Annotated in this window: 11 protein-coding genes; 6 read left to right on the forward strand and 5 right to left on the reverse strand. The window is 63.3% G+C overall.

What is annotated here, in order from left to right:
* Positions 1-123 precede the first annotated feature (123 nt).
* From ACFOMH_RS02790 to ACFOMH_RS02815, 6 genes are all read left to right on the forward strand, one after another.
* Positions 124-1,002: an N-acetylmuramic acid 6-phosphate etherase gene (locus tag ACFOMH_RS02790; protein ID WP_377742482.1), complete on the forward strand. Its 879-nt coding sequence runs from the start codon at positions 124-126 to the stop codon at positions 1,000-1,002.
* 47 nt (positions 1,003-1,049) lie between these two features.
* The gene (locus ACFOMH_RS02795; RefSeq protein ID WP_377742483.1) at positions 1,050-2,306 is read left to right on the forward strand and encodes an ABC transporter substrate-binding protein; all 1,257 of its coding nucleotides are present in this window, start codon (positions 1,050-1,052) and stop codon (positions 2,304-2,306) included.
* A gap of 96 nt (positions 2,307-2,402) precedes the next feature.
* Positions 2,403-3,320: a carbohydrate ABC transporter permease gene (locus ACFOMH_RS02800; RefSeq protein WP_377742485.1), complete on the forward strand. Its 918-nt coding sequence runs from the start codon at positions 2,403-2,405 to the stop codon at positions 3,318-3,320.
* Positions 3,321-3,332: 12 nt separating this feature from the next.
* Positions 3,333-4,172: a carbohydrate ABC transporter permease gene (locus tag ACFOMH_RS02805; protein ID WP_377742487.1), complete on the forward strand. Its 840-nt coding sequence runs from the start codon at positions 3,333-3,335 to the stop codon at positions 4,170-4,172.
* A 25-nt stretch (positions 4,173-4,197) separates the two neighbouring features.
* Positions 4,198-5,208, forward strand: coding sequence for an ABC transporter ATP-binding protein (locus ACFOMH_RS02810; RefSeq protein ID WP_377742489.1), 1,011 nt, complete (start codon positions 4,198-4,200; stop codon positions 5,206-5,208).
* Positions 5,209-5,343: 135 nt separating this feature from the next.
* Positions 5,344-5,724, forward strand: coding sequence for a DUF6180 family protein (locus ACFOMH_RS02815; RefSeq protein WP_377742490.1), 381 nt, complete (start codon positions 5,344-5,346; stop codon positions 5,722-5,724).
* Between the two features lie 74 nt (positions 5,725-5,798).
* On the opposite strand, the gene ACFOMH_RS02820 is transcribed toward ACFOMH_RS02815, so the two are convergent.
* The 5 genes from ACFOMH_RS02820 to gltB all read right to left on the reverse strand — a co-directional run bounded on the left by ACFOMH_RS02820 (position 5,799) and on the right by gltB (position 13,647).
* Positions 5,799-7,145 (reverse strand): dicarboxylate/amino acid:cation symporter, encoded by a 1,347-nt coding sequence (locus tag ACFOMH_RS02820; RefSeq protein WP_374425258.1) that lies wholly within the window; start codon positions 7,143-7,145, stop codon positions 5,799-5,801.
* Positions 7,146-7,420: 275 nt separating this feature from the next.
* Complete coding sequence (locus tag ACFOMH_RS02825) at positions 7,421-8,308, reverse strand: cation diffusion facilitator family transporter (RefSeq protein WP_377742493.1); 888 nt, start codon at positions 8,306-8,308, stop codon at positions 7,421-7,423.
* A 90-nt stretch (positions 8,309-8,398) separates the two neighbouring features.
* Entirely contained in the window at positions 8,399-8,668 is a 270-nt protein-coding gene (locus ACFOMH_RS02830; RefSeq protein WP_377742494.1) for a hypothetical protein, read from the reverse strand.
* An 11-nt stretch (positions 8,669-8,679) separates the two neighbouring features.
* A complete protein-coding gene (locus tag ACFOMH_RS02835; RefSeq protein ID WP_374425261.1) occupies positions 8,680-9,021 on the reverse strand; it encodes a hypothetical protein in 342 nt (113 codons plus the stop codon).
* A gap of 78 nt (positions 9,022-9,099) precedes the next feature.
* A complete protein-coding gene (gene gltB / locus ACFOMH_RS02840; protein ID WP_377742496.1) occupies positions 9,100-13,647 on the reverse strand; it encodes a glutamate synthase large subunit in 4,548 nt (1,515 codons plus the stop codon).
* Positions 13,648-13,653 lie beyond the last annotated feature (6 nt).

The raw sequence follows: 13,653 nt of genomic DNA on the forward strand, positions 1-13,653 counted from the left end.
TGAATACCAAAAGGGAAGGTGTATTTTAATTTAGGGGAAAAATTCGCCATCATGACCGGGTTTCAAGAATGGTCTTTACAAGTGGTATCAGTTTGGCATTATATGCGGGACAGGGGGAATCAGATGGACCATTCCAGTACCGAGGCATTTCATCCGGCGTCGGCGGGGCTGCACAACCTTCCGGCCCGCGCGGTGCTGACCGCGCTGCTGGAGGCCCAGATTGCCGCCGTCTCGGCGCTGCACGGGGTGTTGCCGGCGCTGGAACTGGCGGCGCATGTGGCGACGCAATCGCTGCGCGCGGGCGGCCGGCTGGGCTATGCCGGGGCGGGGTCCTCGGGGTTGATGGCCATGGCCGATTGCCTTGAATTGGCCGGCACCTTCGGTCTGCCGCCCGAAGCGACGCCGATGATGATGGCGGGGGGCGTGGATTCGCTTTTGCATCTGCGCGGCGGGGTCGAGGACGATCCCGCGCTTGCGCTGGCCGATCTGGACCGTGCCGGGCTGGTGGCGGGGGATGCGCTTTTGTGCCTGTCGGCATCCGGGCGGACGCCCTATGCGCTGGCCATCGCGCGGGCGGCCAAGGCGCGGCAGGTCGCGGTGATCGGGCTGGCCAATGTGGCCGGCTCGCCGCTATTGGAGATCGCCGATATTCCGGTGCTGATCGAAACCGGGGCCGAGGTGGTGTCCGGCTCGACCCGGATGGGGGCGGCGACGGCGCAGAAAGTGGCGCTGAACATGCTGTCGGTGCTGATCGGGCTGCGGCTGGGCCATGTCCATGACGGCTATATGGTCAATGTGGTGGCCGACAATCTCAAGCTGATGGATCGTGCGGCCCGCATCGTGGCCGCCATTGCCGGCGTCGACCGCGCCGCCGCCGAGACCGCGCTGTCCCAAAGCGATGGACAGGTCAAGACCGCCATTCTGGTCGCGCGCGGCATGAACACGGCAGATGCGCGCCGCGCGCTGGAACGCAGCGACGGGCATCTGGCCCCCAATCTTTGACGACAACCAAAGGGGCGGAAAATCGCCCCTGCAACAGGGAGAGAAGCATGATCAGGACCATTCGGCTGGCGCTTTTGGGCAGCACCTTGATGACCGGTGCGGCATTCGCGCAGGACGTCACGCTGACCATCGAAAGCTGGCGCAACGACGATCTGGCGATCTGGCAGGAAAAGATCATTCCGGCATTCGAGGCGGCCAATCCCGGCATCAAGATCGTTTTCGCGCCCTCGGCCCCGGCGGAATACAATGCCGTGCTGAATTCCAAGCTGGATGCGGGTTCGGCCGGCGATCTGGTGACCTGCCGGCCGTTCGACGCCTCGCTCGAGCTGTTCAACAAGGGCAAGCTTGCCGATCTGAGCGACATGGCGGCGATGGCCAATTTCTCGGATGTGGCGAAATCGGCCTGGCAGACGGATGACGCGGCCAAGACGTTCTGCGTGCCCATGGCCTCGGTCATCCATGGCTTTATCTATAACAAGGCGGCGTTCGAGCAATTGGGCCTGACCCCGCCCAAGACCGAGGCCGAGTTCTTTGCCGTGCTGGACAAGATCAAGGAAGACGGCACCTATATCCCGATGGCGATGGGCACCAACGACCAATGGGAAGCCGCCACCATGGGGTACCAGAATATCGGCCCGAATTACTGGCATGGCGAAGAGGGGCGCAAGGCGCTGATCGCGGGGACGCAAAAGCTGACCGACGAGCCCTGGGTCGCGCCCTTCCGCCAGCTGGCGAAATGGAAGGATTATCTGGGCGACGGGTTCGAGGCGCAGACCTATCCCGACAGCCAGAACCTGTTCACGCTGGGCCGTGCCGCGATCTATCCGACCGGATCCTGGGAGATCGGCGTCTTTGGTCCGCAGATCGGCGGCGCCTTTGAGATGGGGGCGTTCCCGCCGCCCGTCCCGGCCGATGGCGACAAATGCTATATCAGCGACCATACCGACATCGCCATGGGCATGAATGCCGCGACCAAGCATCCCGAAGAGGCGAAGAAGTTTCTGGAATGGGTCGGCTCGTCCGAATTCGCCACGCTTTACGCGAATGCCCTGCCGGGGTTCTTTTCGCTGAACTCGGCCCCGGTCGAGATGCAGGACCCGCTGGCGAAAGAGTTCGTCAGCTGGCGCGAGACCTGTGAGCCGACGATCCGCTCGACCTATCAGATCCTGTCGCGCGGCACGCCGAACCTGGAAAACGAGACCTGGAACGCCAGCGCCAATGTCATCAAGGGCACCGAGACGCCCGAGGATGCCGCCAAGCGTCTGCAGGAAGGTCTGGCCAGCTGGTACGAGCCGCAGAAGTGATCTTTTGCCGGGCCTGACGGCCCGGCGATGGCGGGGGGCTGTCGGCCCCCCGCACCCCCCGAGGATATTTTCCCATGGAAGAATGAGGGAGGCGTCATGGCACAGCGAAAACAGATTCGCTGGCATATCGCGGTATTTCTTGCCCCCGCGGTGCTGGTCTATACCGCCATCATGATCGTGCCGCTGTTCGGGACGCTGAACCTGTCGCTGTTCAACCTGGAACAGGGCAACCGGGTGTTCGTGGGGATGCGGAATTTCGCCACGCTGTTTGGCGATCCGCGCTGGAGCGAGGCGTTCTGGAACGCGCTGGGCAACAATACCTGGTTCTTTGTCGTCCATATGCTGGTCCAGAACCCCATCGGGGTCATGCTGGCGGCGCTGTTGTCGTCGCCGCGGTTGCGGGGGGCGGCGTTTTACCGGACCGCGATCTTTATCCCGACGATCCTGTCATTCGTCATCGTGGGCTTTGTCTGGAAGCTGATCCTGTCGCCGATCTGGGGGATTGCGCCGGGGATGCTGGATGCCGTCGGGCTGAAAAGCCTGTTCGCGCCCTGGCTGGGGAAAGAGGAATATGCGCTGACCACGCTGGCGCTGATTTCGGTCTGGCAGTTCGTGGGCATTCCGATGATGCTGATCTATGCCGCGATGCTGTCCATTCCCGACGAGGTGATCGAGGCGGCCGAAATGGACGGGGTCACCGGCTGGGCGCAGTTCTGGAAGATCAAGCTGCCCCTGATCCTGCCGGCGATCGGGATCATCTCGATTCTGACGTTTGTGGGGAATTTCAACGCCTTTGACCTGATCTATGTGACGCAGGGGGCCCTGGCGGGGCCGGATTTCTCGACCGATATTCTGGGCACGTTCCTGTATCGCACCTTCTTTGGGTTCCAGTTGCAGATCGGCGATCCGCATATGGGGGCGACCATTGCCACGGCGATGTTCGGGATCATCCTGTTGGGCGTCTGCTTCTATCTTTTCGCGATCCAGCGCCGTCTGCGCCGCTATCAGTTCTGAGGGAGTGAGACGATGAGCCTTGCCCGCCATTCCGCCCCGCGCAGCATCGCCGCCCATGCCGTGCTGTTGGCCTATACGCTGATCGCGCTGTTCCCGGTTTTCGTGATCGTCGTGAACAGCTTCAAGAACCGGCGCGCGATCTTTGCCGATCCGCTGGCTTTGCCGAGCGCGGGGACCTTTGATCTGATCGGGTACAAGACCGTGCTCGCGCAGGGGGATTTCCTGCAATATTTCCTGAACTCGATGACGGTGACGGTCGCGAGCCTGTTTTTCGTTCTGTTGTTCGGGGCGATGGCGGCATTCGCGCTGTCGGAATATCGGTTTCGCGGCAATATGCTGATGGGGCTCTATCTGGCGCTTGGGATCATGATCCCGATCCGGCTGGGCACGGTCGCGATCCTGCAATTGATGGTGGCGTCGGGGCTGGTCAACACGCTGACGGCGCTGATCCTTGTCTATACCGCGCAGGGGCTGCCGCTGGCGGTGTTCATCCTGTCCGAGTTCATGCGCGGGGTGTCCGCCGATCTGAAGGATGCGGGGCGCATTGACGGGCTGTCGGAATATCGCATCTTTTTCCGCTTGGTGCTGCCTTTGGTGCGGCCCGCCATGGCGACGGTTGCCGTCTTTACCATGATCCCGATCTGGAACGATCTGTGGTTCCCGCTGATCCTTGCGCCATCCGAGGCGACCAAGACCATCACGCTGGGCAGTCAGGTGTTCATCGGCCAGTTCGTCACCAACTGGAACGCCGTTCTGGCCGCGCTTGGCCTGGCAATCGTGCCGGTTCTGGTCCTGTATCTGATCTTTTCGCGCCAGCTGATCCGCGGCATCACCGCCGGAGCCGTGAAATGATCGCCCCCTTCAAGGAGAGCCACCCATGGGCGCGCTGACGCTGAGCCAAGTTACCAAGTCATTCGGCAAGACCGATGTCATCAAGGGGGTCGATCTGAATGTCGACGAGGGCGAGTTCTGCGTCTTTGTCGGCCCCTCGGGCTGTGGGAAATCGACGCTTTTGCGGATGATCGCCGGGCTTGAGGATGTGACCTCGGGCGAGGTTGCACTGGACGGGGTGCGCATCAACGACCTGCCGCCGGCCCGGCGCGAGATTGCCATGGTTTTTCAAAGCTATGCGCTTTACCCGCATCTGAGCGTGCGCGACAATATGGGGCTGGCGTTGAAACAGGCCGGGGTTGCCAAGGCCGAGATCGCGCAGGCGACCGACCGCGCCGGGGCCATGCTGGCGCTGGATGCGTTGATGGAGCGGCGGCCGGCCGAGCTTTCGGGCGGGCAGCGTCAGCGCGTGGCCATTGGCCGGGCCATCGTCAGGACGCCCAAGCTGTTTTTGTTCGACGAGCCCTTGTCGAACCTTGATGCCGCCCTGCGGGTCCAGACCCGGATCGAGATCGCGCGCCTGCATCGGGACCTGGGCGCGACGATGATCTATGTCACCCATGATCAGGTCGAGGCGATGACGCTGGCCGACAAGATCGTGGTCCTGCGTGCCGGGCGGGTCGAACAGGTGGGCCGGCCGATGGACCTGTATAACGATCCCGACAATACCTTTGTCGCCGGTTTCATCGGCAGTCCCCAGATGAATTTCCTCAATGCCGGGCGGCTGGGCCTGTCCTCGGACAAGCTGGGCATCCGACCCGAGCATCTGGGGCTGGACCATGGCGCCTCGGCCGGGACGGACCGCATTCCGGGCCGGGTCAGCCATGTCGAAAAGCTGGGCGGTGAGACGCTGGTCTATGTCAATACGCAGGATCACGGCTTGCTGACGGTGCGCATGTTCGGCGAGCATGATTTCGCCGTGGATGGGGCGGTGACGTTGCGGATCGATCCGGCGCGCGGCTTTCATTTCGATGCCGAAGGCCGGCGGATCCGGTAACCGGCGCCGTCGCAACGCGTTCGGCGATTTCCTGCCGCAAGGTCAAGGGGCCGGGAATGCCTCGTGAATCCGGCTTGGAAAATCGGCCGCGTGGGATAAGCAAAGCCGGTATCTTTTGGTTAACGGAGTTGAAAAATGAAGAGTTTCCCGATCTGGTTGTCCGCCGCCGGCCTTTTGTCGCTGTCGGTTCCTGCATTCGCGCAGGATGTGGATTTCAACCTGACCTATCACGTTGAGCGCACGCCCGCCGCGCAGCTCAGCATCGAGACCTGTGGCGAGACGGTGGCCGATGCGGCCAAGGGCGCCGGCCTCAGCGCGACCGTGACCGCCTTTCCGGGACAGCTGGTGACGGTCAGCGGCGGCGAAACGGGCAAGGGCGCTTTTGTAGTGCAGTGCATTACCGTCGACGACAAGACCGTCAGCGTCGTTCAGGGCATCGATTATCGTCAGGAAAAGGGTCCGCTGGGGGCTTTTGCCGATCAGCTGGCGCAGGATCTGGCGGCGGCTGCGAACTAGGTTCGGGCCGATTGCGGCGATCAGATGAGGCCCGGCGCATATCGATGCGCCGGGCCTTTGTCATGGTGCGCCGCCTAGCCGTGATGGGCCAGCGCGGCCAGCTTGGCCTCGGCCGCAGGGTCGATTTCCAGCTCGTCGGTGGTCAGGCCGGCATAGGGGTCGTCATAGACGGCCTGATCCAGCTTGCCCTCGGATTTCGCGACGATCAGTGTGACCACCGCGTCGCCGGTGATATTGACCGCGGTGCGGATCATGTCCATCAGCCGGTCGACCCCAAGGATCAGGGCGATCCCCTCGATCGGCAGTCCGACCTGGGTCAACACCATGGTCAGCATGACCAGCCCGACCCCCGGCACCCCCGCCGTCCCGATCGAGGCCAGAACCGCCATGGCGATCACCGTCAGATAGCCACCAAGGCCAAGCGTGACGCCATAGACATTGGCCAGAAACACCGTCGCCACGCCCTGCATGATCGCGGTGCCGTCCATGTTGATCGTGGCGCCAAAGGGCACGGTGAACGAGGCCACGGAATTGTCCGCGCCCATGCGTTCGGTCGTGCAGCGATAGGTGATCGGAATGGTCGCGTTCGAGCTTGCGGTGGAAAAGGCAAAAATCTGTGCCGGCCGGATCTTGGCGATAAAGGTCATCGGGCTAAGCCCCGACATCAGCTTGAGGATCAGCATCAAGGTCACGAAAAGATGCAGGAAGAGCGCCCCGGTCAAGGTCATCACATAGGCCAGAACCGGGATGAAAAGCTCGATCCCTTCCTTGGCGAAGACCCGGGCGATCAGCGCAAAGACCCCATAGGGGGCAAAGGCCATGACGATGCTGACGACCTTCATCATCAGTTCGTTCATGTATTCGCAGGCCTTGGCAAAGCCGGTCGACTGTTCCCCCAGCATCAGCGCGGCGATGCCGACCACGATGGTGTAAAAGATGATTTGCAGCATATCGCCATTGGCCAGCGACGCGACCGGGTTCGAGGGCACGATATTGGCAAATACCTGCCAGACGGTCGGCGCCTCGGCGGCGGTGACGCCGGATGTGTCCACCCCCTCCATCACAAAGCCCTCGCCGGGGCCGATCAACAGGCCCAGCAAGATCGCCGTCGCGATGGCGATGGCGGTGGTGGCGATGTAAAGCGCAAAAGACTTGCCGCCGACGCGCCCCAGCATGCGGATATCGCCGATCCCAAGCACCCCGCATAACAGCGAAAACACCACCAGCGGCACCACCAGCATCTTGAGCCCGTTGACGAATGCGGTGCCGATCATGGCGAAAAGTCCGTCGACCAGCCAGGAATTCACCCCGGCCGAGCCAATGATGTTCAGGATCGTGCCGGTGATCAGGCCAGCGGCCATGCCGATCACGATCTTGGTGGTCAGCGACATGCCGCCGCGCTTTGGTAGACTGTCTGCCATCAGCCGGTTCCCTCCTCTTGGCATTTCATGTGGTCCGGCTTGTTGTGGAAAGCCCGCGCCGACCGGAACCGGCCGGCTCAGCTTTCGCGTGAAAACCGGTGCTTCGCCTTCTCCCTGGGTTAATTGCACAGGCTGTGGGGGGCATGCGTCAAGCCCCGAGACCGGATTCCGGTCCCCGAGACGCCCAAAATAGGTAATCCTGCCTAGATGCGGGCCGGTTGTGACCGGCTTTGCGGCGCTGCGGCGAATCGGATCCGGGCCGGGTGCGGCGCGCCTCAGATCACCAGAACGCCCGAATGCTTGGCCTTGTGTTCGGGTTCGACATGGATGGTGATCATCGAGCCCGGCACCTGCGCTTTCAGCGCCTGTTCGATGCGGTCACAGATGTCATGGGCGGCATCGACCGTGGTCTGGCCGTCCACCACAAGGTGAAAATCGATAAAGGTGCGCGCCCCGGCATGGCGGGTGCGCAGGTCATGCGCCTCGATCGCGCCGGTTGCGTTGTCGGAAATGGTGGTGCGGATATCCGCAAGCGTGTCGTTGTCCACCGCCTCGTCCATCAGCCCGGAAACCGAGCTTGCGATCACTTTCCAGCCCGACCACAGGATATTCACCGCCACCAGCGCCGCCAGCGCCGGATCCAGCACCGCCCAGCCGGTCACGACGGCCAGCGCCACCCCCAGCACGACCCCGCCCGACGAGATCACATCCGACAACAGGTGATGGCCATCCGCGACCAGCGCCGGCGACCGCAGCCGCCGCCCGCGCGAAATCAGCACCCAGCACCAGCCCGCGTTCAGCACGCCGGCAAAGCCGTTGATCAACAGCCCCGCAAGGGGCGCGTCCAGCATGCGGGGGGCCTGGAACGCGTGCCATGCCTCGCGCAGGATCAGCAGTGCGGCGACGATGATCATCACCCCTTCCAGCACGGCGCTGAAGAATTCCGCCTTGTGATGGCCATAGGGGTGATCGCGGTCGGCCGGGCGGGCGGCGATGCGGATGGCGATCAGCGCGGCGATGGCGGTCGCCACATTGACGATGCTTTCCATCGCATCCGACATCAGCGCGACCGATCCGGTCAGCCACCATGCGAATGTCTTCAGCCCCAGCACGATCAGACCGATCAGAATGCTGCCCGTGGCGATCTTTTCGGTCCCGGTCATGGCGCGTCCCGTTGCTTGGCAGTTGCGCGGGCGTTCTAGCCCGTCGGGCCGGTCGCGCCAATCGCTTTTGTCTGCACGCGGGGTCGCACCCTAGCCCGCGGCGATGCGGATCCCGGCCAGCATGGCCCCGGATATGGCGGCAAAAAGCACAAAGCCGCCGATCATATTGCGCAGAAACGATCTGTGCGGGCCCATGGGTTCCTGTTCGGGATCACGCTTCAGCCGCCCCTCGGCGAACATCGCCTTGCGCTTTTCAAAGCTTCGCCGCGCCGGCGGCAGCCGGTAAGCCAGCGCCATCGCCGGGCCACCCAGCGCGACCATCAGCACGAACATGAAAAAGCCCATCGCCTCGTTGGTCACGCGCGGTCCCCCTAGCGGGCCAAAAGCCGGAATTCGGTGACGCGGTCCCCGGCGGTCAGGCTGAATCCACCATCGGGCAGCGGCTTTTCGTCAAAGCACAACTTCCCGCCCAGCAGTTGCGTTTCCAGACAGAGCTTGCCGTCCTTGCGCCACCATTTGCCCTCATCGATGGGCTTGGGCTTGTAATCCTCCATCTCGGCAAGGGTGCCATCCTTGTTGAAGATGACGCGGTTCGTGGCGCCGCCGGGGACGGTGGTTTCATAGATGCCGGGCTGCATCGGGCCCTCTTCGTCGCGGCATCCGGGCAGAAGGGTCAGCGCCAGAAGCGCCGGGATCAGGAAAAGGGATTTCATCGTTCAAACACGCTTGCTTGCTGAAATGGATCACGGCCGCAACCGGGTGGGTTGCGGCCGTGACATTGTCTGGGCGTCCTATTCGGCCGGAACGGCGGCCATGTCCTCGACCTCGGCGATCGGGTGCTTGAGATGCGGCAGCATCTCTTTGGGACAGACTTGCAGGAAGTTCGCCTTTTCCTCGTCCCAGTTTTGCAGAATGTCCCCGGCCTTGCGCGACAGGGTTTCCTTGTGATGGCGCTCGATCAGGCCTTTCAGCTGCGCCTCCCAATGGGGTTGGGTGACCGGGCACAGGACCAGCGTCTCGGCGTTGATATAGTCGCGCGCCATGCCGTCGGGATCATAAAGATAGGCCATGCCCCCGGTCATGCCGGCGCCGAAATTCGCGCCGATGCGGCCAAGGATCACGGCGACGCCGCCGGTCATGTATTCGCAACCGTTGGAGCCACAGCCCTCGATCACCACCTTGGCGCCGCTGTTGCGGACCGCGAAGCGTTCGCCCGCGCGGCCGGCGGCGAACAGATGCCCGTCGGTGGCGCCGTAAAGCACGGTGTTGCCGATGATCGTGTTCTGATCGGCGATCAGCGGGCTGGCCATGGGCGGGCGCACGGTGATGGTGCCGCCCGACAGGCCCTTGCCGACATAGTCGTTGGCATCGCCCGAAACCTCGATCTTGAGGCCCGGCGCGGCGAACGCCCCCAGCGACTGGCCGGCGCTGCCGGTCAGACGCACCGTCAGGTGGTCGGGTTGCAGTTTGTTGCGCATGCCGAATGTCTGCACGATCATCGAGCTGGTCCGCGTGCCGATGGTGCGCAGCGTGTTTCGCACCGCATAGCTCAACTGCATCTTTTCGCCGTCGCTGAAGAAGCGTTCGGCGTCGCGGATGATTTCCGCGTCCAGCGTGTCGGGCACCGCGTTGCGGGGCTTCGAGCGATCATAGACGATCTTTTCGCTGCCATCGACCGTGATCAGAAGCGGGTTCAGGTCCAGATCGTCCAACGACTTGTCGCCCCGGCTGACCTGGGTCAACAGGTCGGCGCGGCCGATTACCTCGTCCAGCGAACGCGCACCGATGCTGGCCAGAATCTCGCGCACCTCGGTGGCATAGAAGGTGATGAGGTTCACCACCTTGTCCGCCGAGCCGGTGAACATGGCGCGCAGCTTTTCGTCCTGGGTGCAGACGCCCACCGGACAGGTGTTCGACTGGCACTGACGGACCATGATGCAGCCCATGGCGATCAGGGCGGCGGTGCCGATGCCGTATTCCTCGGCCCCCATCATCGCGGCCATGACGATGTCGCGGCCGGTGCGCAGGCCGCCGTCGGTGCGCAGCGTGACCCGGTCGCGCAGCCGGTTCATGGCCAGCACCTGATGCGCCTCGGTCAGACCCATTTCCCAGGGCAGGCCGGCGAATTTGATGCTGGTCGCCGGGCTGGCGCCGGTGCCACCGTTATGGCCGGAAATCAGGATGATATCGGCTTTTGCCTTGGCGACGCCCGCCGCAATCGTGCCGACGCCCGATGATGCCACCAGCTTCACAGTGATCTTGGCGCGCGGGTTGATCTGTTTCAGGTCATAGATCAGCTGCGCCAGATCCTCGATCGAATAGATGTCGTGATGCGGCGGCGGGCTGATCAGGGTGACACCTTTGGTCGAATGGCGCAGCCGGGCGATCAGGTCGGTGACCTTCATGCCAGGCAGCTGGCCGCCCTCGCCGGGTTTTGCGCCCTGGGCCACCTTGATTTCCAGCTCTTCGCAGGCGTTCAGATATTCGGCGGTGACGCCGAACCGGCCGCTCGCCACCTGCTTGATCTTGGCGCAGGGGTTGTCGCCATTGGGCAGGGGGTGGCTATGCGCCGGATCCTCGCCACCCTCGCCCGAGTCGGATTTCGCGCCGATCCGGTTCATCGCGATGTTGAGCGTCATATGCGCCTCGGGCGAAAGCGCCCCAAGCGACATGCCGGGCGTCACGAACCGCTTGCGGATCGAGGTGATCGATTCCACCTCTTCCAGCGGCACGGGCTTGCCCAGCGGCTTGATGTCCAGAAGGTCGCGCAGGTGGATCGGCGGATTCGCCCGCATGGTGGCGGTGAACTGTTTCCAGACGTCATAGGACGCCTTTTCGCAGGCGACCTGCAACAGCTTCATGGTGTTGGCTTCCCAGGCGTGCTTTTCGCCCGAACGGCGCGCCTTGTAGAAACCGCCCACGGGCAGCAATTCGGTCGCCGGCGCGTGGAAGCCCTTGTGATGGACATCCTCGAGCTTGGCTTGCAGCCCGTGCAGGCCGATGCCGGAAATCCGCGACTGCATGCCGGGGAAATATTCCGCGACCATGGCGCGCGACAGGCCGACCGCCTCAAAGTTCAGCCCGCCCCGATACGAGGACAGGACCGAAATCCCCATCTTGGCCATGATCTTCAACAGACCGGCGTCGATGGCGTCGCGATAGTTGCGCATATTGTCGATCAGGTTGCCGGGCAGCAAGCCGCGCTCGATCCGTTCGGCGATGGTGTCCTGGGCCAGATAGGGGTTCACCGTGGTCGCGCCGCAGCCGATCAGCACCGCGAAATAATGCGGATCGACGCATTCCGCTGAACGCACGTTCAGCGAACAGAAGGTGCGCAGCCCCTTGCGGGTCAGCCAGCTGTGGATGGCGCTGGTCGCAAGGATCATCGGCAGACCGATCCGGTCCGGCCCGATCCGTTCATCGGTCAGCACCAGATGACCGGCGCCCGAACGCACGGCATCCTCGGCCTCGGCGCGGATGCGGGCCAGCGCCTGGCCCATGGCCTCGGGGCCGGCGCCATCGGCAAAGGTACAGTCGATCTGCGTCACCGCCTCGCCGAACATGCGCATCATCTCGACGAATTCGCCATTGGCGACGAACGGGCTTTCCAGCAGCAGGATTTCCGTTTGCGAGGACGATTCGTCCAGCACGTTCTTGAGGTTGCCGAACCGGGTCTTGAGGCTCATCACCCGGGTTTCGCGCAGGCTGTCGATCGGCGGGTTGGTCACCTGGCTGAAATTCTGGCGGAAGAAATGCGACATGGGCCGGTATTGACCCGACAGCACGGCGGGCGGCGTGTCATCGCCCATCGAGGCCAAGGCTTCTTTGCCATCCTCGGCCATCGGGGCCAGCATGGTTTCGATTTCCTCGACCGTATAGCCGGCCGCGATCTGGCGGCGGCGCAGCTCGTCGCCCGTAAAGCTCAGCTTTTCGGGCAAATCGCGCATCACCTCGTTCAGCTGAACGACCTTTTCGATCCATTCGCCAAAGGGCTGGCTGTTGGCCAGACGGTTCTTGATGTCGAGATCGTGGTAAAGCCGGCCTTCCTTCATGTCGACGGCGATCAGCTGGCCGGGGCCAAGCGCGCCTTTTTCGCGGACCTCGGCCTCGTTCACCGGGACCATGCCGGCCTCGGACCCCGCGATCAGCATGTTGTCGGCGGTCACGACATAGCGCATCGGGCGCAGCCCGTTGCGGTCCAGCCCCCCACAGACCCAGCGGCCATCGGTCATGGCCAGCGCTGCGGGACCGTCCCACGGCTCCATCACCGCGTTGCAATAGGCGTACATGTCGGCCCATGCCTTGGGCATGTCGGTGGTGGCCTTGGACCAGGCTTCGGGGACCAGCATGGTCTTGGTCATCGGCGCCGAGCGGCCCGAACGCACCATCACCTCGAACACCGCATCCAGCGCCGCCGAATCCGACGACCCGGCCGGGATGATCGGCTTGATATCCTCGGCCATCTCGCCGAACGTGTTGGACGCCATGCGGATTTCATGGCTGCGCATCCAGTTCGAGTTGCCTTTCAGCGTGTTGATTTCGCCGTTATGGGCCAGCATGCGGAACGGCTGCGCCAGCCACCATTGTGGGAAGGTGTTGGTCGAATAGCGCTGGTGATAGATGGCAAAGGCGCTTTCGAACCGCTCATCCTTGAGGTCGGGATAGAATTCCGCGACCTGCTCGGCCAGCATCATGCCCTTGTAGATGATCGACCGGCACGACAGCGAGGCGAAATAAAGCCCCGGGATCTGGGCCGCGATGGCCGCTTTTTCGATGCGGCGGCGGATGATGTACAGCTCGCGCTCGAACCGTTCCTCGTCGATCTCCTTGTCGCAGCGGATCAGGATCTGTTCGATCTCGGGGCGGGTGGCATTGGCCTTTTCGCCCAGAACGGCGGTGTTCACCGGCACATGGCGCCAGCCATAGATGTAATGGCCCATGCGCAGGACCTCGGATTCCACGATGGTCCGGCAGGCCTCTTGCTGGGCGAAATTGGTGCGCGGCAGGAATACCTGACCGACGGCGATCAGCTTTTCGCGGTCGGGCTCATGGCCGGTGCGGCGGACCTGATCGTAAAAGAAGGGCACCGGGATCTGGACATGGATGCCCGCGCCGTCGCCGGTCTTGCCGTCCGCATCCACCGCGCCGCGATGCCAGATCGCTTTCAGCGCGCTGATCCCGGCCTCGACGACCTTGCGGCTGGCGCGGCCATCGATATTGACCACAAGGCCCACGCCACAGGACGAATGCTCATCCTCGGTCCGGTAAAGGCTGTTTTCCGCCATCCATGCGCGGCGGGCTTCTTCGATGGCTTGCCAGTCTTGGGAAAATTCGGTCACAGCATG

The organism is Paracoccus mangrovi (genome assembly GCF_042648425.1).
In the GTDB taxonomy this organism is placed as follows: domain Bacteria; phylum Pseudomonadota; class Alphaproteobacteria; order Rhodobacterales; family Rhodobacteraceae; genus Paracoccus; species Paracoccus mangrovi.